19 protein-coding genes are annotated in these 22268 nt (G+C 71.5%); 5 read left to right on the plus strand and 14 right to left on the minus strand.

The window, feature by feature from the left end:
• Nucleotides 1-41 precede the first annotated feature (41 nt).
• The 4 genes from SKED_RS10100 to SKED_RS10115 are packed head-to-tail and all read left to right on the plus strand — an operon-like array spanning nt 42 to nt 4099.
• The gene (locus SKED_RS10100) at nt 42-1079 is read left to right on the plus strand and encodes a branched-chain amino acid ABC transporter permease (RefSeq protein WP_042437958.1); all 1038 of its coding nucleotides are present in this window, start codon (nt 42-44) and stop codon (nt 1077-1079) included.
• Complete coding sequence (locus SKED_RS10105; RefSeq protein WP_012867053.1) at nt 1076-2395, plus strand: branched-chain amino acid ABC transporter permease; 1320 nt, start codon at nt 1076-1078, stop codon at nt 2393-2395. Before SKED_RS10100 ends, SKED_RS10105 begins: the two co-directional genes overlap by 4 nt.
• A complete protein-coding gene (locus SKED_RS10110) occupies nt 2392-3393 on the plus strand; it encodes an ABC transporter ATP-binding protein (protein ID WP_012867054.1) in 1002 nt (333 codons plus the stop codon). The genes SKED_RS10105 and SKED_RS10110 overlap by 4 nt, the downstream gene beginning before the upstream one ends.
• Nucleotides 3380-4099 (plus strand): ABC transporter ATP-binding protein, encoded by a 720-nt coding sequence (locus tag SKED_RS10115; protein WP_012867055.1) that lies wholly within the window; start codon nt 3380-3382, stop codon nt 4097-4099. Before SKED_RS10110 ends, SKED_RS10115 begins: the two co-directional genes overlap by 14 nt.
• Here SKED_RS10115 and SKED_RS10120 read toward each other — a convergent pair.
• The 3 genes from SKED_RS10120 to SKED_RS10130 form a co-directional block, all read right to left on the minus strand.
• Nucleotides 4081-4683, minus strand: coding sequence for a hypothetical protein (locus SKED_RS10120; protein WP_012867056.1), 603 nt, complete (start codon nt 4681-4683; stop codon nt 4081-4083). The two genes, SKED_RS10115 and SKED_RS10120, sit on opposite strands and share 19 nt — an antisense overlap.
• Nucleotides 4680-5267: a hypothetical protein gene (locus tag SKED_RS10125; protein WP_143755709.1), complete on the minus strand. Its 588-nt coding sequence runs from the start codon at nt 5265-5267 to the stop codon at nt 4680-4682. The genes SKED_RS10120 and SKED_RS10125 overlap by 4 nt, the downstream gene beginning before the upstream one ends.
• A gap of 89 nt (nt 5268-5356) precedes the next feature.
• Complete coding sequence (locus SKED_RS10130) at nt 5357-5686, minus strand: hypothetical protein (protein WP_012867058.1); 330 nt, start codon at nt 5684-5686, stop codon at nt 5357-5359.
• A 240-nt stretch (nt 5687-5926) separates the two neighbouring features.
• On the opposite strand from SKED_RS10130, the gene SKED_RS10135 reads away from it, so the two are divergent.
• A complete protein-coding gene (locus tag SKED_RS10135; protein ID WP_012867059.1) occupies nt 5927-7123 on the plus strand; it encodes a hypothetical protein in 1197 nt (398 codons plus the stop codon).
• Nucleotides 7124-7223: 100 nt separating this feature from the next.
• Here SKED_RS10135 and pyk read toward each other — a convergent pair whose 3' ends face one another.
• The 11 genes from pyk to hisI all read right to left on the minus strand — a co-directional run bounded on the left by pyk (nt 7224) and on the right by hisI (nt 22165).
• Entirely contained in the window at nt 7224-8642 is a 1419-nt protein-coding gene (pyk, locus tag SKED_RS10140; protein ID WP_012867060.1) for a pyruvate kinase, read from the minus strand.
• Between the two features lie 86 nt (nt 8643-8728).
• A complete protein-coding gene (locus SKED_RS10145; RefSeq protein ID WP_012867061.1) occupies nt 8729-10195 on the minus strand; it encodes a glutamate synthase subunit beta in 1467 nt (488 codons plus the stop codon).
• Nucleotides 10188-14762: a glutamate synthase large subunit gene (gltB, locus tag SKED_RS10150; protein WP_012867062.1), complete on the minus strand. Its 4575-nt coding sequence runs from the start codon at nt 14760-14762 to the stop codon at nt 10188-10190. The genes SKED_RS10145 and gltB overlap by 8 nt, the downstream gene beginning before the upstream one ends.
• A 134-nt stretch (nt 14763-14896) precedes the next feature.
• The gene (gene lgt, locus SKED_RS10155) at nt 14897-15874 is read right to left on the minus strand and encodes a prolipoprotein diacylglyceryl transferase (protein WP_012867063.1); all 978 of its coding nucleotides are present in this window, start codon (nt 15872-15874) and stop codon (nt 14897-14899) included.
• On the minus strand, nt 15871-16689 hold the full coding sequence (gene trpA, locus SKED_RS10160) for a tryptophan synthase subunit alpha (protein ID WP_012867064.1): 819 nt from the start codon (nt 16687-16689) through the stop codon (nt 15871-15873). Before trpA ends, lgt begins: the two co-directional genes overlap by 4 nt.
• Nucleotides 16686-17933, minus strand: a complete 1248-nt coding sequence (gene trpB / locus SKED_RS10165) for a tryptophan synthase subunit beta (RefSeq protein ID WP_012867065.1) — start codon at nt 17931-17933, stop codon at nt 16686-16688. Before trpB ends, trpA begins: the two co-directional genes overlap by 4 nt.
• Nucleotides 17934-18093: 160 nt before the next feature.
• Nucleotides 18094-18906 (minus strand): indole-3-glycerol phosphate synthase TrpC, encoded by an 813-nt coding sequence (gene trpC, locus SKED_RS10170; protein WP_012867066.1) that lies wholly within the window; start codon nt 18904-18906, stop codon nt 18094-18096.
• A 159-nt stretch (nt 18907-19065) separates the two neighbouring features.
• The gene (locus SKED_RS10175; protein ID WP_012867067.1) at nt 19066-19335 is read right to left on the minus strand and encodes an HGxxPAAW family protein; all 270 of its coding nucleotides are present in this window, start codon (nt 19333-19335) and stop codon (nt 19066-19068) included.
• A 105-nt stretch (nt 19336-19440) separates the two neighbouring features.
• Nucleotides 19441-20184, minus strand: a complete 744-nt coding sequence (locus SKED_RS19005; RefSeq protein ID WP_052293885.1) for a Trp biosynthesis-associated membrane protein — start codon at nt 20182-20184, stop codon at nt 19441-19443.
• Nucleotides 20181-21767, minus strand: coding sequence for an anthranilate synthase component I (locus SKED_RS10185; RefSeq protein WP_012867069.1), 1587 nt, complete (start codon nt 21765-21767; stop codon nt 20181-20183). The genes SKED_RS19005 and SKED_RS10185 overlap by 4 nt, the downstream gene beginning before the upstream one ends.
• Nucleotides 21764-22165: a phosphoribosyl-AMP cyclohydrolase gene (gene hisI / locus SKED_RS10190; protein WP_425358112.1), complete on the minus strand. Its 402-nt coding sequence runs from the start codon at nt 22163-22165 to the stop codon at nt 21764-21766. The genes SKED_RS10185 and hisI overlap by 4 nt, the downstream gene beginning before the upstream one ends.
• Nucleotides 22166-22268 lie beyond the last annotated feature (103 nt).

The following is a 22268-nucleotide window of genomic DNA, read 5'->3' on the forward strand; positions in this document are numbered from 1 at the left end:
TGCACGACGCAGACCAGCAGACGAGAGAGAGTGTGCAGCACATGACAGGTGGTCTCATCCACGCGATGGTCGTGGCAGAACCCCTCATCGGGTTCGACGTCGCGGCCCTCGGGCGCAACTTCTGGGCCCTCACCATCGACGGTCTGACCTACGGGTCGGTCTACGCGCTCGTCGCCGTCGGCTACACCCTCGTGTACGGGGTGCTCAGGCTCATCAACTTCGCCCACTCCGAGGTGTTCATGCTCGGGATGTTCGGCCAGTACGCGGCGCTCATGCTGCTGGGCTTCGGGCCCAACGGCGACGCGTACAACATGGGGATCCTCATGACGGTCCTGTACCTCGGGGCCGCGATGATCGGCGGCATGGCGATCTCCGGCGGCGTCGCCGTCGGTCTCGAGCGCGTCGCCTACCGGCCGCTGCGCAAGCGCGGGGCTCCCTCCCTCGTGTTCCTCATCACCGCCATCGGTGCCTCCTTCGTGCTCCAGGAGTTCGTGCACTTCGTGCTCCCCCGCCTCACCGGCGGGACGCTCGGCGGCGTGAACGCCCAGCGCCCGATCCGCCTGGTCGAGCCCGAGGTGCAGTTCCAGATCGGCTCCGCGAACGTCACCAACGTGACCATCATCATCGTGGTGTCCGCGCTGCTGCTCGCCCTCGCGACCGACCAGTTCATCAACCGCACCAAGTTCGGCCGCGGGATCCGCGCCGTCGCCCAGGACCCGGTGACCGCGACCCTCATGGGGGTCTCCCGCGAGCGCATCATCATGCTCACCTTCCTCATCGGCGGCATCCTCGCCGGCGCCGCAGCGCTGCTCTACACGCTGCGCGTCCCCAACGGCATCGTGTACTCGGGCGGGTTCATCCTCGGCATCAAGGCGTTCTGCGCCGCGGTGCTCGGCGGCATCGGCAACCTCCGCGGCGCCCTCCTCGGTGGGCTGCTCCTCGGGGTGATGGAGAACTACGGCCAGGTCGTTTTCGGCACCGAGTGGCGCGACGTCGTCGCCTTCGCGCTGCTCATCCTCGTCCTCATGGTCCGACCCACAGGCATCCTCGGAGAGTCCCTCGGGAGGGCACGCGCATGACGACACCGACCGGCCCCACTCCCCCCACCCCGGACCAGCCGACCGAGAAGTCCCCGGCCGAGAAGCCCACCACCAGCTCGGCCGCCAGCACCACCGCAGAGCACACGACCACCACGGGCCGACGTCCGCACTCCGGGGTCGGCGACGCACTGCGCCTCTGGTGGGACTCCCAGGCACGCCCCACCCAGTGGGCGCTGGGGCTCCCGCTGCTCGTGCTCGTCGCGCTGCTGCCCATCCTGCAGATCCCCGTCCTGACGACCGTCGGGACGAACTTCGGCGGCGTCATGGCGCAGTTCGGCATGTACGCGCTCATCGCGATCGGCCTCAACGTAGTCGTCGGCCAGGCCGGGCTGCTCGACCTCGGGTACATCGGCTTCTACGCCATCGGCGCGTACACCGTCGCGCTGCTCACCAGCCCGTCGAGCCCCTGGAACCAGACCGGCGAGGGCGGGTGGCTGTCCCAGGACTGGGCGTGGCTCGCTGCGCTGCCCATCGCCGTCGCGATCACCGCGCTGTCCGGCCTGCTCATCGGGTCGCCGACGCTGCGCCTGCGCGGCGACTACCTCGCGATCGTCACCCTCGGCTTCGGCGAGATCGTCCGTCTCCTGGCGGACAACCTCGACGGCATCACCGGTGGTGGCCGCGGACTCAACCAGGTCGCCTACCCGCGGCTCGGCGTCAGCGAGACCAACCCCAACGGGGTGTTCTCCGCAGGCTCCGGGTCCGGTGCCCTCAACTCGGGCGTCTGGTGGTACTGGCTGAGCATCGTGCTCATCGTCGCCGCCCTGCTGTTCGTCGGTAACCTCGAGCGCTCGCGCGTCGGGCGCTCCTGGGTGGCCATCCGCGAGGACGAGGACGCCGCCGAGATCATGGGCGTCCCCACCTTCCGCTTCAAGCTGTGGGCCTTCGTCATCGGGGCGTCGATCGGCGGGGCCTCCGGTGCGCTGTACGCCGGGCAGGTGCAGTTCGTGAACCCCACGAACTTCAACGTCATCAACTCGGTGCTCTTCCTCTGCGCCGTCGTCCTCGGCGGTCAGGGCAACAAGCTCGGCGTGATCCTCGGGGCCTTCGTCATCGTCTACCTGCCGAACTTCTTCCTCGGGCGCACCGAGCTGTTCGGCATCCCGATCGACGGCACGCAGATCGCCGAGTACCGGTACCTGTTCTTCGGCATCGCCCTCATGGTCCTCATGGTGTTCAGACCGCAGGGGCTGCTGCCCGTGCGGCAGAAGCTGCTCACCTACGGCCGTGAGCTGTACGTCGCGGCGCGGCGCACCATCCGCCAGCAGGACAGCACCACGAAGGAGCACGCATGAGCACCCACGAGCCCGGTGGTGTCGGCGCCGGCGCCGAGCACGGCGAGGAGTTCCGCGGGACCGAGCAGGACGTCGCCGAGGCCACCCCCGAGAAGGACCTGCCCGGCGGCGGCGTCGAGGAGCCCGTGGTCGTCGACGTCGCCGACGTCCACCCCGAGCTCGCCGACCCCGAGGTCGTGGCCGAGAAGGTCGCCTCCGACCGGGAGGTGCACGCGGCCGTCGGCGAGCCGCTGCTGCGGATGGAGGACGTCACCGTCCAGTTCGGCGGGCTCACCGCCGTCGACGGCGTCACCTTCGACATCCGGCGCGGCGAGATCCTCGGGCTCATCGGCCCCAACGGCGCCGGCAAGACCACGTGCTTCAACGCCATGACCGGCGTGTACCGGCCCACCTCCGGGTCGGTCGTGTTCGACGGGGAGCCCGTCGGGCGCAAGAAGCGGTTCCAGATCACCCAGATGGGCATCGCGCGCACCTTCCAGAACATCCGGCTGTTCAACGAGATGACGGCCCTCGAGAACGTCGTGGTCGGCACGGACGCCCGGCACCGCACGTCGGTCCCGGGCGCGGTCTTCCGCACCCCGCGGCACCGCCGCGAGGAGCGCGAGGGCATCGACCGCGCGATGGCGCTGCTGGAGTTCGTGGGCGTCGGGGGGCGCGCGACCGACAAGGCCCGCAACCTCTCGTACGGGGACCAGCGCCGGCTCGAGATCGCCCGGGCGCTGGCCACCGAGCCCAAGCTGCTGTGCCTCGACGAGCCCGCAGCAGGCTTCAACCCCGCCGAGAAGGAGGCCCTCATGGACCTCATCCGGCAGATCCGGGACGACGGCTACACCGTCCTGCTCATCGAGCACGACATGAAGCTCGTGCGCGGTGTCACGGACCGCATCGTCGTCCTCGAGTTCGGCAAGGTGATCGCCCAGGGCACCCCTGACGCGGTCACGAGCGACCCGGCGGTCATCGCCGCCTACCTGGGGGTTCCCGACGATGCCACTGCTTGAGATCACCGACATGACCGTCTCCTACGGCCGCATCGAGGCCATCCGGGACGTGTCGATCACGGTCGAGACCGGCGAGCTGGTCACCCTCATCGGTGCCAACGGCGCGGGGAAGACCACGACCATGCGCGCCGTGTCTGGGGTCCGGCCGCTCGCGCGCGGGCGCATCGTCTTCGACGGGCAGGACGTCACCCGCATGAAGCCCCACCTGCGGGTCGCGGCGGGGATCATCCAGGCCCCGGAGGGCCGGGGCGTGTTCGCCGGGATGACCGTCATGGAGAACCTCGAGATGGGGTGCTTCGCGCGGCCCTTCGCGTCCAAGGCCGAGCACGACGAGACGGTCGAGCGGGTGTTCACGTTCTTCCCGCGGCTCCTCGAGCGCCGCACCCAGCTCGGCGGGACCATGTCCGGCGGCGAGCAGCAGATGCTCGCGATCGGCCGTGCGCTCATGGCCCGCCCGCGCGTGCTGCTGCTCGACGAGCCCTCGATGGGCCTGGCGCCGATGATCATCCAGCAGATCTTCCGGATCATCTCGGAGATCAACGCCCAGGGCACCACCGTGCTGCTCGTCGAGCAGAACGCGCAGCAGGCGCTGTCCCGGTCAGACCGCGCCTACGTCCTCGAGACCGGGTCGGTCGTCCGGACCGGCGAGGGCAAGGCGCTCCTCGCCGACCCGGCGATCAAGGAGGCCTACCTCGGCGTGGGCTGACCGACCGTGGCGGGTGCGCACGGCGATCCGACCAGGACCGTCGTGCGCATCCGCACCGACAGCACGACCGCCCTCGGCAGCTCCCACGTCACGCTCCAGTGGTGGGTGAAGACGAGCCCGTCGTCCCCCGCGGGCGTCGCCGGCACGAAGAAGACCAGCGCGGGCTGCGTCTCGCGGTCCGTCCCCGGGTAGTACTCACGTCGTCGCGTGGGTGGCCAGTACCTCTGCACCGCGCCGGAGTGGACGACGGCGCGCTTCTCGAAGGGCCTGACGTCTGCCTGGTGCGCACCCGACAGGTCGGCCAGGACGTCGGCGGTCAGGTCGCCGTCGAGGACGAGGTCGCTGAGCGTCGCGCCGGCCGCGTAGAAGACCCGGGTGTCGTCGTGGTCGAGCGACAGCAGCGGACTGGTCCGGGGAGCAGCCCCGAGCAGGTCGAGCCCGGCGAAGCAGCGCGCCGAGGGCGCGACCGCCTCGGGGTGCACGAACGGGCGGTCGTCGTCCCAGGTGAGCCGTCTCGGCTCGTCGGTCCCCCACCACCGGTTCGCCCCGAGGAGGGTCTGCGCGTCGTAGCCCGGCCACGTCACAGGAGGCTGCTCTCGGCGACGACGCAGGCGAGCACGACCGTGTCGTCCAGCCGCGCCGACGTGATGATCGCGTCACGCAGCGCGGGTCGCAGCCGTGCGCCGGTCTCGAGCACGAGGCCGTCGACGCCCTTCGGGCGCACGCTCACCTCCGTGGCGGTCGGCGGCGTCAGGAGCACGAACCTGCCCTTCCTCGGTGACCGCCGGGGCCACACGCGCAGCACCTTCCCGCGGTCGAGCACGGCACGCTTCTCGTAGGTGCGCAGGTTCGCCCGGTCGCTGACGAACCAGTGGAGCTCGTCGGCGGTCATGGGCTCCGCGCCGGGCACGGCGTCGCTGACGAAGGCGTTCTTGCCGTAGAACCACGCGGTCCTGTCGTGGTCGATGCTCGTCAGCGGGACGGTCCCGGTGCGACCGAGCGGCCCGATGGCCAACGGCGCGAAGGTCCCCGTCTGCGGCGCGCTCTGACCGGGAGGTGCGATCGCCGACGCGTCGTCGACCCCGGCCAGCCACCAGGCTGTGTCAGCCGTCGGGCGCACGTACCCCTCGAGGGGGTCGTCCACGGCGTCGGTACGAGGTCGGTCCACGGTCCTAGCCTGTCAGACGGACGGCGGAGGTCGTCCGACGCGCGCCGCAGCCGCACGCGCAGCCACAAGGACGAGCTCTCGCTACCGGGTCACCACGTCCCCGTGACCGGGAGACCGAAGGCCAGACGGACCACCTGCTCGCTCGTCCCGCGGCAGCGGGCGAGGTCGACCACGAGGCGGTCGGCCGCGTCCGGGGCGTGCAGCGGGTGCGCGAGGGCGACAGCCTGCTCGGGCAGGCCCCGGCAGCGCGCCAGCGCGGCGACGAGGGCGACGACGACCGGCTCGGGAGCGCTCGGCGAGGGCACCGCCTCGTGGGCAGCGGGGGCGAGGACAGCTCCGAGCGCAGGCGCGTCGAGCACGTCGGGGTCGAGCCGCTCGAGGTCGATCTCGTCGAACCCCGCCACGTCCGTCTCCGTCATGCCGCCTCCTCCCGCTACCCCGACCACGACGGGCCGAGGAGCTCCTCGCTGCACGTCTCATCGACCGCCAGGCCCGTGCCGTGAGGGGTTCGTCGCCGGACCCGCCGAGGACTGGCGGTGGCGCGCGTCGCCAGGACGGTCGCACCGGTGACACAACCCGGCTATACGGGCATAGCGGCCATTCATACGGTATCGTCCGTTGTCATCCTCACGATCCTCGGGAGCGTCTCCCCCGCTGCGGTGACGGCCTTCGGCCTCGCCCAGACCGTCTACGGCCTCGCCCTCGCCCTCGCCTCGGGCCTGACCATCGCGACGGTCGGAGCACTGACGCAGCGCCGGGGCTCGACCTCCGCCCGCACCGACGTCACGTCCACCGTCGGGAGCATGCTGGCCGTCGCCCGTGTCTCGACCGTCGCGCTCGTGACGCTCGTCGTCCTGACCGGGACGATGCTGGTCGTCGTCCTCGAGGGCTCGACCGCTCGGCTGCTCGCCGCCGCCTACGCCGGGCTCGTCCTCAGCTGTGCGGTCGTCCCCTGGTACCAGGTGGTCACGGGTGTCCTCCAGGTCGCGGGACGCGAGAGCACCGCCCTGAAGATCTCCGTCTGCTCCGTCGCGGCGAGCCTCGCCCTGGCGGCCGGCGCGCGGTCCCTCACCGACGACCCGACCGTCCTCGTCCTGGTCGTCGGGGCGACCACCTCGATCTGCAAGCTCCTCGGCGCACTGGTGAGCCGTCGGGCCGCCCGCGACCTCGTCGACTGGCAGGGTGCGGGCCACGTCGCCCGCGGGGCGCTGCGGGACGACCTCCGCCGCACCGTCCGCCGCCTCCCGCGCGCCGTGGCGCCGTCGCTCGACGTGATCCCGCTGATGACGACCTTCGCCGTCGCCACCGCCGTCGCGTCGACCGTGTCCGAGGAGGTCGGCGCGACGACCGCGACGGTGATCGCCCTGCTCCGTACCGTGATCGTCCCGCTCAAGGCCTTCGGTGTGGTCGCGGGCAGGCTCACCCGCGTCTGCTCGCCGTCACCCGCCGCAGAGGTGCGGGAGAGCGCTCGGATCGTCGGTGTGCTGCTCTGCCTGAGCGTGACGACCGGCGTCGCCGTGGTCCTCTTCCGTGAGCCGGTCGCGGTCGCCCTGGGGCTCCCGCTCCACCTGGGTCCGGCGGTCGTGGCCGTCGCCGGGGCCCAGCTGGTGCTCGAGGCGGTCACAGGCGTGGGCAACACCATGCTCAAGGTCCTCGTGGCTCCGACCGCGCTCCTCGCGGAGATCACCGTCGTCATGTGGGGGCTCGCCGTGCCCGCGCTCGTCGTGGTCGCTGCCACAGGACCTTCTGCCGGGCTCGTCTGGGGCGTCCTGCTCGGCGCACGGTGCGTCTTCGCCGTCCTCGTGGTCCGCGCCTGGTGGCGCTGGTCACGAACGTCCCGCCCCGGGACCGCCTGAGGGAGGTACGACGCAGCCCCCGCCCTCCCGGAGGAGGACAGGGGCTGCGTGGTGTCGTCACCGCCGCGGCCAGGGGCCGCGGCGGGTCAGGACGGGTAGGTCAGAGCTCGTCGCCGATGCGGTGCACCAGGATCGAGTTCGTCGAGCCAGCCACGCCGACCGGTGCGCCGGCGACGACGACGACGAGGTCGCCCGTCTCGGCGAGACCGTTGGCCTGGAGGGTCGTGTCGACCTGGCGGACCATCGCGTCCGTGCTGTCGACCGAGGGGACCTCGTACGACTGCGTGCCCCAGGAGAGGGACAGGACGTTGCGGACCGCTGCGTCGGGCGTGAACGCCAGGAGCGGCAGGCCCGAGCGCAGGCGCGACATACGACGCGCCGAGTCGCCAGACTGGGTGAAGGTCACGAGGTACTTGACGCCGAGGATCTCACCGATCTCGGCAGCAGCACGCGTGATCGCACCACCGCGGGTGTGCGGGGTCGAGCCGAGGGGCGCGATGCGCTCCCGGCCGAGCTCCTCGGTGGACTCGATGATGCGTGCCATCGTGCGCACGGCCTCGATCGGGTAGTCACCGACGCTGGTCTCGCCCGAGAGCATGACGGCGTCAGCACCGTCGAGGACGGCGTTGGCGCAGTCCGAGGCCTCGGCGCGGGTCGGGCGCGGGGCCGAGATCATCGACTCGAGCACCTGGGTGGCGACGATGACCGGCTTGGCGGCACGGCGGGCGAGCTCGACGGCGCGCTTCTGCACCAGCGGGACCTGCTCGAGCGGGAGCTCGACGCCGAGGTCGCCACGGGCGACCATGATGCCGTCGAAGGCGTCCACGATCTCGGCGAGGTTCTCGACAGCCTGCGGCTTCTCGACCTTGGCGATGACGGGGAGGACGCGGCCCTCCTCCTCCATGATGCGGCGGACGTCGTCGTAGTCGGCGGCGTTGCGCACGAAGGAGAGCGCGATGATGTCGGCGCCGAGCTTGAGGGCCCAGCGGAGGTCGGCCTCGTCCTTGTCGGACATGGCGGGGACGGAGACGGCGACGCCGGGCAGGTTGATGCCCTTGTTGTTGGAGACCGGGCCGGACACCTCGACGCGGGTCACGACGCGCGGACCCTCGACGGCGGTGACGCGGACGAGGACACGGCCGTCGTCGATGAGGAGGGGGTCGCCGACACGGGCGTCGTCCGTCAGACCCTTGTGGGTCGTGGAGACGAGCTCCTTGGTGCCCACGACGTCCTCGGTCGTGATGGTGAACACGTCACCGACGTTGAGCCAGTGCTTCTCGTCACCGGCGAACCGGCCGAGGCGGATCTTCGGCCCCTGGAGGTCGACCAGCACGGCCACGGAACGGCCGGAGGCCTTCGCGGCGGCACGCACGTTGCGGTAGACCGCCTCGTGCTCTTCCGGGTCACCGTGGCTGCGGTTGATCCGGGCGACGTCCATCCCGGCGTCGACAAGGTTCTGGATCTGCTCGGGGGACGCTGTGACGGGCCCGATGGTACAAACGATCTTCGCTCTGCGCATGGCTCCAGCCTAGTTGATTGTTGAGGTGCTGCTCACGGGACAAAGGTCTTGCCCGGCCCGCAGATCAGGTGCTGCGGGCCGGTCGGTCACGGGCGCAGTGCGACTGTCGTCGCCCGCACGGGGGCCGGGAGCTCTGTCGTGCCTTGCAGGTATGCGTCTACCGTAGCCGCTGTCGCGCGACCTTCGGCGATCGCCCACACGATGAGGGACTGCCCGCGGCCGGCGTCACCGGTCACGAACACGCCCGGGAGGGCGGACGAGAAGTCGTCCGCGCGGGCCACGAGGCCGCGCGGGGTGAGCGCCGCCCCGGTCTGCTCGACCAGGTGCTCGGTCTCCGGGCCGGTGAAGCCCATCGCGATGAGCACGAGGTCGGCCGGGATGACCCGCTCGGTGCCGGCCTTGGGGACGCGGCGCCCGTCGGGCAGGTACTCCGTGGTCGCGACCTTGAGCCCGGTGACGCGGCCCTGGTCGTCACCCACGAGGGCGACGGTCGAGGCGAGGTAGTCGCGCTCGCCACCCTCGGCGTGCGAGCTCGAGACCTCGAAGAGCAGCGGGTCGGTGGGCCACGGCTGGTTCTCCGGCCGCGACGTCGGCGGCTTCTTGCCGATGGCCAGCGTCGTCACGGAGGCCGCACCCTGGCGCAGCGACGTGCCGATGCAGTCCGAGCCGGTGTCGCCGCCGCCGATGACCACCACGTGCTTGCCGGTGGCGAGGATCTGGTCCTCGACCGTCTCCCCCGCCACGACGGCGTTCGCCTGCGGCAGGAACTCCATCGCGAAGTGCACGCCGTCGAGGTCGTTGCCCGGGATCGGCAGCTCGCGCGGGACGGTCGCGCCGGTGGCGACGACGACCGCGTCGAAGCGCGACCGCAGCTCGTCCCACGTGACGTCCACGCCGATCTCGACGCCCGGGCGGAAGCGCGTGCCCTCGGCCTCCATCTGCGCGAGACGACGGTCGATGTGGGACTTCTCGAGCTTGAAGTCGGGGATGCCGTAGCGCAGCAGACCACCGATGGTGGCGTCGCGCTCGTATACGGCGACCGTGTGGCCCGCGCGCGTCAGCTGCTGCGCGGCGGCGAGACCCGCCGGGCCAGACCCGACGACGGCCACCGTCTTGCCGGTGAGGCGCTGCGGGATCTGCGGCACCACGTAGCCACGCGCGAAGGCCTCGTCGATGATCGAGACCTCGACGTTCTTGATGGTCACGGCCGGCTGGTTGATGCCGAGCACGCAGCTCGACTCGCACGGCGCCGGGCACACGCGACCGGTGAACTCCGGGAAGTTGTTCGTCGCGTGCAGGCGGTCGATCGCGTCCTCCCACTGGTCACGCCAGACGAGGTCGTTCCAGTCGGGGATGAGGTTGCCCAGCGGGCACCCCTGGTGGCAGAACGGGATGCCGCAGTCCATGCAGCGACCGGCCTGCACCTTGAGGATCGCCGAGTCCTCGGCGCGGTGCTCGTGCACCTCGCGCCAGTCCATCAGACGGACGGGCACCGGTCGGTAGGCCGGGAGCTCACGCTCCCGGACCTTCAGGAATCCACGTGGGTCAGCCACGAGCCACCTCCAAGATCTCTTCCCATGCACCGGGGACGCTGAGGTCGACGCTGTCGGCGTCGGCCTTGGCGAGGGCGGTGCGGATACGTGCGTACTCGGTCGGCAGCACCTTGGTGAAGCGCGCGAGCGAGGTGGGCAGGTCGGCGAGCAGTGCCTCGGCGACCCGCGAGCCCGTCTCCTCCGCGTGACGGCGGAGCAGGCCTTCGACCAGGACGAGGTCGTCGTCGCCGAGGCCGGAGAGCGTGAGCTCACCGGTCGACGCCGCGACGGTGTTGAGGGCTTCCTCGCGCAGGTCCAGGACGTAGGCGGTACCGCCCGACATCCCGGCGCCGAAGTTGCGCCCGGTGTTGCCGAGGACCAACACGGTGCCACCGGTCATGTACTCGCAGCCGTGGTCACCCACGCCCTCGACGACCAGCGTCGCGCCGGAGTTGCGGACGCCGAAGCGCTCGCCCACGAGGCCGCGGAGGAAGATCTCGCCGCTGGTGGCGCCGTAGCCGATGACGTTGCCGGCGATGACGTTGCTCGCGCCGGTCAGCACCGCGGAGCGGTCGGGGCGCACGACGATCCGTCCGCCCGACAGGCCCTTGCCGACGTAGTCGTTCGCGTCGCCGAAGAGGCGCAGGGTGACACCTCGCGGCAGGAACGCTCCGAGAGACTGGCCGGCGGACCCCGTGAGGGTCACGTCGATCGTGTCGTCGGGCAGGCCGTCGCCCCCGTACCGCTTGGTCACCTCGTGGCCGAGCATGGTGCCGACCGTGCGGTTGACGTTGCGGACGGGCAGGTCGATCGAGACGGGCGTGCCGTCCTCGAGCGCCGCCGCCGCAGCGGTGATGAGCTGGTTGTCGAGAGCCCGCGACAGCCCGTGGTCCTGGGTGGTCGTGTTGCGCAGCGACGAGCCCTCCACGGGCTTCGGCACGGCGAGCACGGGCGCGAGGTCGAGACCCTGCGCCTTCCAGTGGTCGACGGCCTTGCGGGTGTCGAGCGCCTGCACCTGCCCGATGGCCTCCTCGACCGTCCGGAAGCCGAGCGCGGCGAGGTGCTCACGGACCTCCTCGGCGATGAACTCGAAGAAGTTGATGACGAACTCCGGTGAACCGGTGAACCGCTTGCGCAGCTCGGGGTTCTGGGTCGCGACACCCACCGGGCACGTGTCGAGGTGGCACACGCGCATCATGATGCAGCCGGAGACGACCATGGGGGCCGTCGCGAAGCCGAACTCCTCGGCGCCGAGCAGCGCACCGATGATGACGTCGCGGCCGGTCTTCATCTGGCCGTCGACCTGCACGACGATGCGGTCACGCAGGTTGTTCAGCACGAGGGTCTGCTGGGTCTCGGCGAGGCCGATCTCCCACGGCGTCCCGGCGTGCTTGAGCGAGGTCAGCGGGCTCGCGCCCGTGCCGCCGTCGTGCCCCGAGATGAGGACGACGTCGGCGTGCGCCTTGGACACACCCGTCGCGACGGTCCCGACACCGAACTCCGAGACCAGCTTCACGTGGATGCGGGCCGAGGGGTTGGCGTTCTTCGCGTCGTGGATCAGCTGCGCCAGGTCCTCGATCGAGTAGATGTCGTGGTGCGGCGGCGGCGAGATGAGCCCGACGCCCGGGGTCGAGTGACGCGTCTTGGCGACCCAGGGGTACACCTTGTGGCCGGGCAGCTGACCGCCCTCGCCGGGCTTGGCGCCCTGGGCGAGCTTGATCTGGATGTCGTCGGCGAAGGTGAGGTACTCCGACGTGACGCCGAAGCGGCCCGACGCGATCTGCTTGACCTTGCTGCGGCGCTCGGGGTCGTGGAGGCGCTCGGAGTCCTCGCCGCCCTCCCCCGTGTTGGAGCGTGCACCGAGCCGGTTCATCGCGATCGCGAGGGTCTCGTGGGCCTCCTGCGAGATGGAGCCGTAGGACATCGCACCGGTGTTGAAGCGCTTGACGATCTCCGAGACGGGCTCGACCTCGTCGAGCGGGACCGGCGTGCGGTCGCCCGAGAACTCGAGCAGGCCGCGCAGCGTCATGAGGCGCGCCGTCTGGTCGTCGACGCGCTGCGTGTACTCGCGGAACACGTCGAACTGACGCGTGCGGGTCGAGTGCTGCAGGCGGAAGACCGTCTCGGGGTCGAAGAGGTGCTCCTCCCCGTCACGGCGCCACTGATACTCGCCGCCGACCGCCAGGCGCTGGTGCGCCTGGAAGTTGCCGGAGGACGGGTACGCCTCGGTGTGACGGGCGGCGACCTCGGCCGCGATGACGTCGAGACCGATCCCGCCGAGACGGCTGGTGGTCCCGGTGAAGTAGTCGCCGATGAGCTCGTGCGAGAGACCGAGGGCCTCGAACACCTGAGCACCGCGGTAGGAGGACATCGTGGAGATGCCCATCTTGCTCATCACCTTGAGCACGCCCTTGCCGAGCGCCTTGATGAGGTTCTTCACGGCCTTGTCGGGCGTGACGTCGAGGTAGCCGGACTTGGCGAGGTCCTCGACGGTCTCCATCGCGAGGTACGGGTTGACCGCAGCCGCGCCGTAGCCGATGAGCAGCGCGGTGTGGTGCACCTCGCGCACGTCTCCGGCCTCGACCACGAGCGACACCTGGGTGCGGGTGTGCTTGCGGAGCAGGTGGTGGTGCACGGCGCTCAGGAGCAGCAGCGACGGGATCGGCGCGTAGTCCTGGTAGGAGTCACGGTCGGACAGCACGATGAAGCTCGTGCCCTGGGCGACCGCGAGGTCGACCTCGTCGAAGATCTCCTCGAGCCGGTCGCGCAGGCCCTCTCCGCCGCCGTCGACACGGAACAGACCACGGATGGTCACGGCGTCGAAGGCACCGCCGAGCGAGGGCGCCTTGTGGATGTTGATGATCTTGGCGACCTCGTCGTTGTCGATCACGGGGAACGAGAGCACGACCTTGCGGGCGTGCTCGGCCGTGTCGGAGAGCAGGTTCGGCTCGGGTCCGATCGCACCGCCGATCGAGGTGACCAGCTCCTCGCGGATGGCGTCGAGGGGCGGGTTCGTCACCTGGGCGAACATCTGCGTGAAGTAGTCGAACAGCAGGCGCGGTCGCGAGGACAGCACCGCGATGGGCGTGTCGGTACCCATGGCGCCGAGGGGCTCGGCGGCGGTGTTGGCCATCGGCGTGAGGAGGATCTTGACCTCCTCCTCCGTGTAGCCGAAGGCACGCTGGCGACGCTGGACGGACGCAGGGCTGTGGACCACGTGCTCGCGGTCGGGCAGCGAGTCGAGGAACACGGAGTTCTCCTCGACCCACTGCTTGTAGGGGCGCTGCGCGGCGAGCTGGGACTTGATCTCGTCGTCGGGCACGATGCGCCCGGCGGCGGTGTCCACGAGGAACATGCGGCCCGGCTCCAGGCGGCCCTTCTGGACCACGGTCGAGGGGTCGATGTCGAGGACGCCGGCCTCGCTCGCGAGGACCACCAGGCCGTCCTCGGTCACCCAGAACCGGCCCGGGCGCAGCCCGTTGCGGTCGAGCACGGCACCGATGAGGGTGCCGTCGGTGAAGTTGAGGCACGCCGGGCCGTCCCACGCCTCGACGAGGTTCGCGTGGAACTCGTAGAAGGCGCGGCGCTCGGGCGACATCTCGGCGTGGTTCTCCCACGCCTCGGGCATCATCATCAGCACCGCGTGCGGCAGGGAGCGCCCGCCGAGGTGCAGCAGCTCGAGCACCTCGTCGAAGGACGCGGAGTCGCTCGCCCCCTCGGAGCACACGGGCAGCAGGGGTGCGAGGTCGCCGAGGTGCTCGCTCGCGAGCTTGCCCTGGCGGGCCGCCATCCAGTTGCGGTTGCCGCGGACGGTGTTGATCTCACCGTTGTGCGCGATCATCCGGAAGGGCTGCGCGAGCGGCCACGACGGGAAGGTGTTGGTCGAGAACCGCGAGTGCACGAGGGCGAGCTCGGAGGCGTACCGCGGGTCCGACAGGTCGGGGAAGAACGGCTCGAGCTGAGCCGTGGTGAGCATCCCCTTGTAGGTGATGGTGCGTGCCGACAGCGACGCGAAGAACAGGCCGAGCTCGTTCTCCGAGCGCTTGCGCAGGCGGTAGGTGCGGCGGTCGAGCTCGATGCCGGCGAGGCGGCGCTCGGGGTCGGCGACCACGAGCTGACGGAACGTGGGCATCGACGCGCGTGCGCTCGGTCCGACGAGGTCGGCCGTCACGGGCACGTCGCGCCAGGCGAGCACCTCGAGGCGCTCCTCGGCGGCGATGGTCTCGACGGCGGCGACGACCTCTGCGGCCTCGGCGAGGTCCTGCGGGAGGAAGGCCATGCCGATCGCGTAGCTGCCGACCGGGGGCAGGTCGACGGCCACGACGTCGCGGATGAACGCGTCGGGGATCTGCGTGAGGATCCCCGCGCCGTCCCCGCTGTTCTCCTCGGCGCCGACGGCGCCGCGGTGGTCGAGGTTGAGCAGGGCCGTCAGCCCGGCGTCGACGATGTCGCGTCCGGGGGTCCCGCGCAGCGTCGCGACGAAGGCGACACCGCACGCGTCGTGCTCGGCGCGGGGGTCGTAGAGGCCCTGGGCGGCGGGGGCACCGAACGTCGCGGGGCTGGATGCGCTGTGCAGCGGCGTGGTCATCGACACCGTCCTCACGGGGAGCCTGCTTGACGCAGGCTTGACTTGGCTGGGGGTATGCGGGACGTCGTCGGCCCAAACGTTACGACAGTACGACGCTCGTGTTTCGGCGGCGTTTCCAACCGGTGTGACTGGGGTCACATCTTGGGCTGGTCTTGACCTTCGTCGGCGGTGTCCGTCGACTCGTCGTGACCGGTGGGGTGGTCGGTCACGACGTCTGGTGCGTCTTCTGCTGCCGCGCCGGCTGGCACGACCGCGGGCTCGTGGCCCGGCACGAAGACCGAGTCCTCGCGGCCGGAGTGCCGGCGGCCCTGCAGCACGAAGGCTGCCACACCGACGAGCCCGACGATGATCGAGGTCCAGACGTTGAGGCGAAGCCCCAGCACCTGCTCCGCAGGGTCGATCCGCAGGAGCTCGATCCAGAGGCGACCGGCCGTGTAGAAGACGACGTACAACCAGAATACGCGCCCGCGACCGAGCCTGAACCGCCTGTCCAGGAACACGAGCAGGGCTGCGGCGGCGAGGTTCCACAGCATCTCGTAGAGGAAGGTCGGGTGGAACAGCGTGCCGGCCGGGAAGCCCGCGGGGATGCGCTCCGGGCTGATCTCGAGGCCCCACGGGAGCGTGGTCGGCCCGCCGAAGAGCTCCTGGTTGAACCAGTTCCCCAGCCGCCCGATCGCCTGGGCGACGAGCAGGCCCGGGGCGACGGCGTCCGCGAAGGACGAGAACCTCACGCCGGTGCGGCGGCACCCGATGTAGGCGCCGACGGCGCCGAAGGCGATCGCGCCCCAGATGCCGAGGCCGCCCTCCCAGATCGCGAAGGCCTTGAGCGGGTCTCCGCCCTCGCCGAAGTACGCGGCCGGCGAGCTGAAGACGTGGTAGATCCGGCCACCGATGATGCCGAAGGGCACCGCCCAGTAGACGATCGTGTACATGTCGTCGACCGAGCCGCCGCGAGCCTCCCAGCGCTTGCTGGTCATCCAGAAGGCGACGAAGATCCCGAGGAGGATCGCGAAGGCGTAGGCGCGCAGCGGCAGCGGGCCGAGGTGCCACACCCCGGTGCTCGGGCTGGGGATCGACGCGTAGACGGCCCCCTGGGCGAGCAGCGCGCTCACGAGGACACCGCCCCGGTCCGTGCCGAGCGGACGCCCGCGGCGATGCCGGACACCACCGACTGCATCTGCGTGAGGCGGTCCGCGAACGGCGCGTCCCCCAGCAGGGGCTTGACGAAGGCCGAGCCGACGATGACGCCGTCGGCGTACCGGCCCACCTCCGCGGCCTGCTCGGGCCGCGACACACCGAGGCCGACGCAGACGCGCTCTGCGCCCGCCGCCCGGGTCGCGGCGACGAGCTCCTCGGCCCGCGCGCCGACCGTGGCACGCTCTCCGGTGACACCCATGGTCGACGCGGCGTAGACAAAACCGCGGGAGGCTGCGGAGGTCATCGCGAGACGCTCGGGGGTCGAGCTCGGCGCCACGAGGAACACCTTGTCGAGGTCGCGGGAGTCCGCCGCCTCGATCCACTCGGCAGCCTCGTCGGGGACGAGGTCCGGCGTGATGAGACCCGCACCGCCGGCGGCCGCGAGGTCGCGGGCGAAGGCGTCGACGCCGTACCGCAGGACCGGGTTGAAGTACGTCATGACCAGCACCGGCGCGCCGAGGTCGGCGACGGCCTCGACGACGCGGAACACGTCGCGGACCCGCGCACCCGAGCGGAGGGCGTGGTCGACGGCCTCCTGGATGGTGGGCCCGTCCATCACCGGGTCGCTGTACGGGATGCCGAGCTCGATGACGTCCGCGCCGGCCTCGACGAGCGCCCGTGCGGCCTCGATCGACTGGTCGACCGTGGGGAACCCGGTAGGCAGGTAGCCGACGAGGGCCGCCCGCCCCTCGGCCTTGAGGTCGTCGATCCGTCGTGCTGTCGCGCTCACGCGTCTGCTCCTTCTGCACCGAGGTCGGCGTCCGCGTCGACCAGCTCGAACCAGCGCGCCGCGGTCGCGACGTCCTTGTCCCCGCGCCCCGAGAGGTTCACCAGGATGACCTCGTCGGTGCGCCCCTGCTCCGCGGCCTCGCGGCCCAGGCGCATCGCACCGGCGAGGGCGTGCGCCGACTCGATGGCCGGGATGATGCCCTCGGTACGGCACAGCAGGCGCAGGGCCTCCATGGCCTCGGTGTCGGTCACCGGCTGGTACTCGGCGCGACCGATGCTCGACAGGTACGAGTGCTGGGGGCCGACGCCCGGGTAGTCCAGACCCGCCGAGATCGAGTGGCTGTCCTTGGTCTGGCCGTCCTCGTCCTGCAGCAGGTACGAGCGCGCGCCGTGCAGCACGCCGGTGGCGCCTCCCGTGATGCTCGAGGCGTGACGCCCGGTCTCGACACCGTCACCGCCGGCCTCGAGGCCGACGAGCCGGACCGACTCGTCGTCGAGGAAGGCGTCGAAGATGCCGATCGCGTTGGAGCCTCCGCCGACGCACGCTGCGACGACGTCGGGCAGCCGGCCGACCAGGTCGAGGACCTGCTGGCGCGCCTCGACGCCGATGATCCGCTGGAAGTCGCGCACCATCGCGGGGAACGGGTGGGGGCCCGCGGCCGTGCCGAAGACGTAGTTGGTCGAGTCGACGTTGGTGACCCAGTCGCGGAGAGCCTCGTTGATCGCGTCCTTGAGCGTGCGCGACCCGGTGGTCACCGGGATGACCTCGGCGCCGAGCAGACGCATCCGGGCGACGTTGAGCGCCTGGCGCTGCGTGTCCTCCTCGCCCATGTACACGACGCACTCGAGGTCGAACAGGGCTGCCGCCGTCGCCGTGGCGACACCGTGCTGACCGGCGCCGGTCTCCGCGATGACGCGCTTCTTGCCGATGCGCTTGGTGAGCAGCGCCTGGCCGAGCACGTTGTTGATCTTGTGCGACCCGGTGTGGTTGAGGTCCTCGCGCTTGAGGATCACGCGGGCACCCCCGGCGTGCTCGGCGAAGCGCGGCACCTCCGTGATGATGCTCGGTCGACCGCTGTAGGACCGGTGCAGCTCGGCGAGCTGCGACTGGAACACCGGGTCGGCGACCGCCGCCTGGTACGCCACGTCGAGCTCGTCGAGGGCGGCGATCAGCGCCTCGGGGACGTACCGGCCGCCGAACTCGCCGAAGTACGGGCCGGACAGGTTCTGCAGGGACTCGGGCACGGGGTGGCCTCCAGAGGGATGCTGAGCGCCCCGGCCTGACGCCGGGCTGGCGTCAGGCACGGGGCGGATGTGGGTGGGCGTCTGCGGACGCATGCGGCGCCTAGGCGCAAGGTCGGTGGGACCGGACTGGGCCAGACCGGCGGCTCGAGGCCGCCGAGGGCTAGTGGCGGACTGCCCGGAGCGAGGGGTGGGACCCGGCGGCGACCAGGTCGGCGACCGAGGAGCGCGGGGACTCCCCCGTCACGAGCGCCTCGCCGACGAGCACGGCGTGCGCGCCGGAGCGGGCGTAGTCCATGACGTCGTGGGGGCCGCGGACACCCGACTCGGCGATCCGCACGATCCCCTCGGGGACCGCCGGGGCGAGACGCGCGAAGGTCGTGCGGTCGACCTCGAGGGTCTTGAGGTTGCGGGCGTTGACGCCGACGAGGCGCGCCCCGGCGTCGACCGCGCGGGTCACCTCGTCGACGGTGTGCACCTCGACGAGGGCCGTCATGCCGAGCGAGTGCACGCGGTCGAGGAGCGACTCGAGCACGGTCTGCTCGAGGGCCGCGACGATGAGCAGCACGAGGTCGGCGCCCCAGGCGCGGGCCTCCCACACCTGGTAGGGCGTGACCACGAAGTCCTTGCGGAGCACGGGGATGTCGACCGCCGCGCGGACCGCGCGCAGGTCGTCCAGGCTGCCGCCGAAGCGCCGCTGCTCGGTGAGCACCGAGATGACGGACGCGCCGCCCTTCTCGTACTCGCGGGCGAGCGCCGCAGGGTCGTCGATCGAGGCGAGCGCACCCTTGCTCGGGCTCGAGCGCTTCACCTCGGCGATCACGGCCACGGCGTCCTCGCCGCTGAGGCGGCTGACGCACTCGAGGGCGTTCGTCTGGCGCTGGGCCTTCTCCTTGAGCACCGAGAGCGGCGTGGCCGCCTCGCGCACCGCGAGGTCTTCACGCACCCCGGCGATGATGTCGTCGAGCACCGTCATGACGTCTCTTCTCCCCAGCATGGACCCGCACCGAGCAGGGTTCTCGCAGGACGCGGTCCACCGCGTCCTCGAGAGGCACCTGCACTGTCATCGTAGAGCCGCCGTGCGGGTCCACCGACCGGCGTCGCGCAGTGTGAGACGGCGGACCGCCCGGACCGGTCAGGCGCGCGAGGCGCCCCGACCTGCAGCGGCGGGCTGGCCGTAGCCGGCTACCGAGAGCATCTTGCCCCCGGCGAGACCCGCCAGGACGATGACCCCGCCGACGATCGCGAGCCACACGAGCGCGAAGCACACCGCGACGCCGGCGACCGTGGAGCCGAGCACCACGACGATCGTGGTGAACCACGCCGCGGTCGTGTGACCGTGGTTGGTGGGGGGCGAGGAGGGCGGGAGGTAGGTGTCGTCGACCTTGACAGAGCTGTCAGCCATGGGAACTGCCTTTCACGAAATGTGGTCCCAGCCTAGCGAACGCTGGCGGGGTCGGGCGCCTTCAGCGCTCCGGGGGGCCGGAGAGCCGCGTGGCGGCCCGGGTGGTCAGGTCGGGTCGTCGCCGTGGGTGAGCGAGTCCCAGGCGTCACGCTCGTCGAGCGGGTCGTCTGCCTCCGTGGTCTTTGAGACGTCGGTCGGGCGCGTCGCACCCTGGACCGCGTCCGGACCAGAGGCGGCCGCAGGCGGGCCTGCGGGACCCTGGTCCACGGGCTCTCGGCCCGGAGCGACCTGCGCGCCCGCACCGGGAACGGCTGCTCCGCCAGCGGCAACGACGCCGGAGACACCGGCGGCGGGTGCGTCGTAGCGGCGCGACCGCTGCGACCAGTCGACACGCGCCGCGACGGCCCACACGGCGACCGCGACCACGGCCACGCCGACCGCTACCGTGAGGTACGGGGCGACCGACAGGTCGATCTCGGACGCGGGCCGGGCCACACCGGTCACCTCGGCCACGCCGGACCGGGCTGCGGCGTCGGGCGACCGGACGAAGGCCAGCGCCGACCCGGCGATGACGAGGCCGCCGAGCGCGACCACGGCCAGGGAGACCCACCGTGCGACACGGCCGACGAGCCCGAGGGAGAGGGCCGCCGCGACGACGACGAGCGCCGCCGCGCTGACGCCGGGTGCGGCGGTGGTGCCCGAGACGGTCACGTCGAGCGAGGTCTCGAGCGCCGTCGCCGCGGTGGTCGTCAACCAGGTCGGGACGGCGGTGAGCACGCCGAGCCCGCCGAGCAGCAGCAGCGTGAGGACGAAGGTGCGACGGGGCACCGTCGAGCGTGCCCCGCTCACGGGCGGGCCCGCAGACGGCTGGCGACCTGCACAGCGCGGACGGCCGCGGCGGCCTTGTTCCGCGACTCCTCGTACTCGAGCGCCGGGTCGGAGTCCGCGACGATGCCGCCGCCCGCCTGGACGCTCGCACGCCCGCCGCGGATGAGCGCGGTGCGGATGGCGATCGCCATGTCCATCGTCCCGTCGAAGCCGAGGTAGCCGACCGTGCCGCCGTAGATGCCGCGCCCGGCCGGCTCGATCTCGTCGATGAGGGCGATCGCCCGGGTCTTGGGTGCACCCGAGAGCGTCCCCGCCGGGAAGGTCGCGGTGAGCACGTCGAGCGCCGTGGTCTCCGGGCGCAGCGAGCCGACCACGGTCGAGCTCATGTGCATGATGTGGCTGAACCGCTTGATGGCCATGAACTCGACCACCTCGACGCTCGTCGGCTCGCACACCTTGGCGAGGTCGTTGCGCGAGAGGTCGACGAGCATGATGTGCTCGGCGCACTCCTTGGGGTCGACGAGCAGCTCCTCGGCGTGGCGCGTGTCGTCCTCCGGCGTGGCGCCGCGCGGCCGCGAGCCGGCGATCGGGAAGGTGACCACCCGGCGGTCGGCGACCTTCGCGAGCGTCTCGGGGCTCGACCCGACGACCGCGAAGTCCGTGCCGTCGGCGTCGACCAGCTGGAAGTAGTACATGTACGGGCTGGGGTTGATGGTGCGCAGCACCCGGTACACGTCGAGCGGGTCCGCGGTGCACTCGAGGTCGAGGCGCTGCGAGAGCACCACCTGGAAGACCTCGCCGTCCCGGATCGCCTCCTGCCCTGCGAGCACGGACGCCTCGAAGTCCGGGCGCGAGGTGCGGAACTCCAGCTCCGGCTCGGGCGCGTCGATGAGGACCCGTCGGACACCGGCAGCGTCCTCGGGGGTGGGCGGCGTGACGAGGCCGGCCTCCATCGTGTCGAGCCGGGCGACCGCGTCGGCGTACGCCTCGTCGACCCGCTCGTCGCTGGCGTCGAAGTTGATGGCGTTGGCGATGAGCCACACGGAGCCGTCGACGTGGTCGACGACCGCGAGGTCGGACGCCAGGCACAGCGTCATCTCCGGGACGCCGAGCTCGTCCGGCGAGGTCTTGGGGAGGGTCGGCTCCCAGCGGCGGACCACGTCCCAGCCGAGCGCGCCGACCAATCCGCCGGTGAGCGGGGGCAGCCCGTCGATCGCCTCGGTGTGCAGCACGCGCAGGGTGGCCTCGAGGACCTCGAGGGGCTCCCCCGACTCCGGGACTCCGGCGGGCACGTCGCCGCGCCAGACGGCCTGGTCGTCGGCGACGGTCAGCGTCGCCCGCGACCGCACCCCGACGAAGGAGTACCGGGACCAGCCCCCGCCGATCTCGGCGGACTCCATGATGAAGGTGCCGGGTCGCCCCTGGGCGAGACGTCGGTAGAGGGCGACCGGGGTGAGGTCGTCGGCGAGCAGGCGACGGACCACCGGGACGACCCGGCGGTCGGTCGCGAGCTCGCGGAAGCCGGGCAGCGCGGGCCACGTCTGGCCCCAGGGCAGCGACCCGACGGACCGGGGTGTGCTCACGGGGGCGGGTGACGTGGTCATGCCGTGGTCTCCTTGCTGCTGGGCTCTGCTGGGCGGTCGTGGGTGACGACGGCGCCGAGGTCGCCGCCGGTGATGAAGCAGGTGCGCTCTCCGGTGTGGCAGGCGGCGCCCACCTGGTCGACCTCGACGAGCAGCGCGTCGCCGTCGCAGTCGACCGAGACGGAGCGGACCCACTGGACGTGGCCGGAGGTGTCTCCCTTGCGCCAGTACTCCTGGCGGGACCTCGACCAGAAGGTCACCCTGCCCTCGGTGAGGGTGCGGGAGAGCGCCTCGTCGTCCATCCACCCGAGCATGAGCACCTCGCGCGAGTCGTGCTGCTGCACGATCGCGGCGACCAGGCCGTCGGGGTCACGCTTGAGGAGCGTGGCGACCGCGGGGTCGAGGGAGCTGACGGGCACAGAGGAGGGGGTCGGCGCAGGCACCGCAGCATCTTCCCACGCTGCGGTGCCTGCCCGCTCACCCGCGGAGCCAGGTGGACCGGCCGGTCTGCCCGGCCGCTGC

The organism is Sanguibacter keddieii DSM 10542 (genome assembly GCF_000024925.1).
GTDB lineage: Bacteria > Actinomycetota > Actinomycetes > Actinomycetales > Cellulomonadaceae > Sanguibacter > Sanguibacter keddieii.

Excerpts from the sequence above, each read along its gene's own strand:
- SKED_RS10100 (WP_042437958.1), top strand. The coding sequence starts at position 42 with ATGACAGGTGGTCTCATCCACGCGATGGTCGTGGCAGAACCCCTCATC.
- SKED_RS10105 (WP_012867053.1), top strand. The coding sequence starts at position 1,076 with ATGACGACACCGACCGGCCCCACTCCCCCCACCCCGGACCAGCCGACC.
- SKED_RS10110 (WP_012867054.1), top strand. The coding sequence starts at position 2,392 with ATGAGCACCCACGAGCCCGGTGGTGTCGGCGCCGGCGCCGAGCACGGC.
- SKED_RS10115 (WP_012867055.1), top strand. The coding sequence starts at position 3,380 with ATGCCACTGCTTGAGATCACCGACATGACCGTCTCCTACGGCCGCATC.
- SKED_RS10130 (WP_012867058.1), bottom strand. The coding sequence starts at position 5,686 with ATGACGGAGACGGACGTGGCGGGGTTCGACGAGATCGACCTCGAGCGG.
- pyk (WP_012867060.1), bottom strand. The coding sequence starts at position 8,642 with ATGCGCAGAGCGAAGATCGTTTGTACCATCGGGCCCGTCACAGCGTCC.
- gltB (WP_012867062.1), bottom strand. The coding sequence starts at position 14,762 with ATGACCACGCCGCTGCACAGCGCATCCAGCCCCGCGACGTTCGGTGCC.
- trpC (WP_012867066.1), bottom strand. The coding sequence starts at position 18,906 with ATGACGGTGCTCGACGACATCATCGCCGGGGTGCGTGAAGACCTCGCG.
- SKED_RS10175 (WP_012867067.1), bottom strand. The coding sequence starts at position 19,335 with ATGGCTGACAGCTCTGTCAAGGTCGACGACACCTACCTCCCGCCCTCC.
- SKED_RS10185 (WP_012867069.1), bottom strand. The coding sequence starts at position 21,767 with ATGACCACGTCACCCGCCCCCGTGAGCACACCCCGGTCCGTCGGGTCG.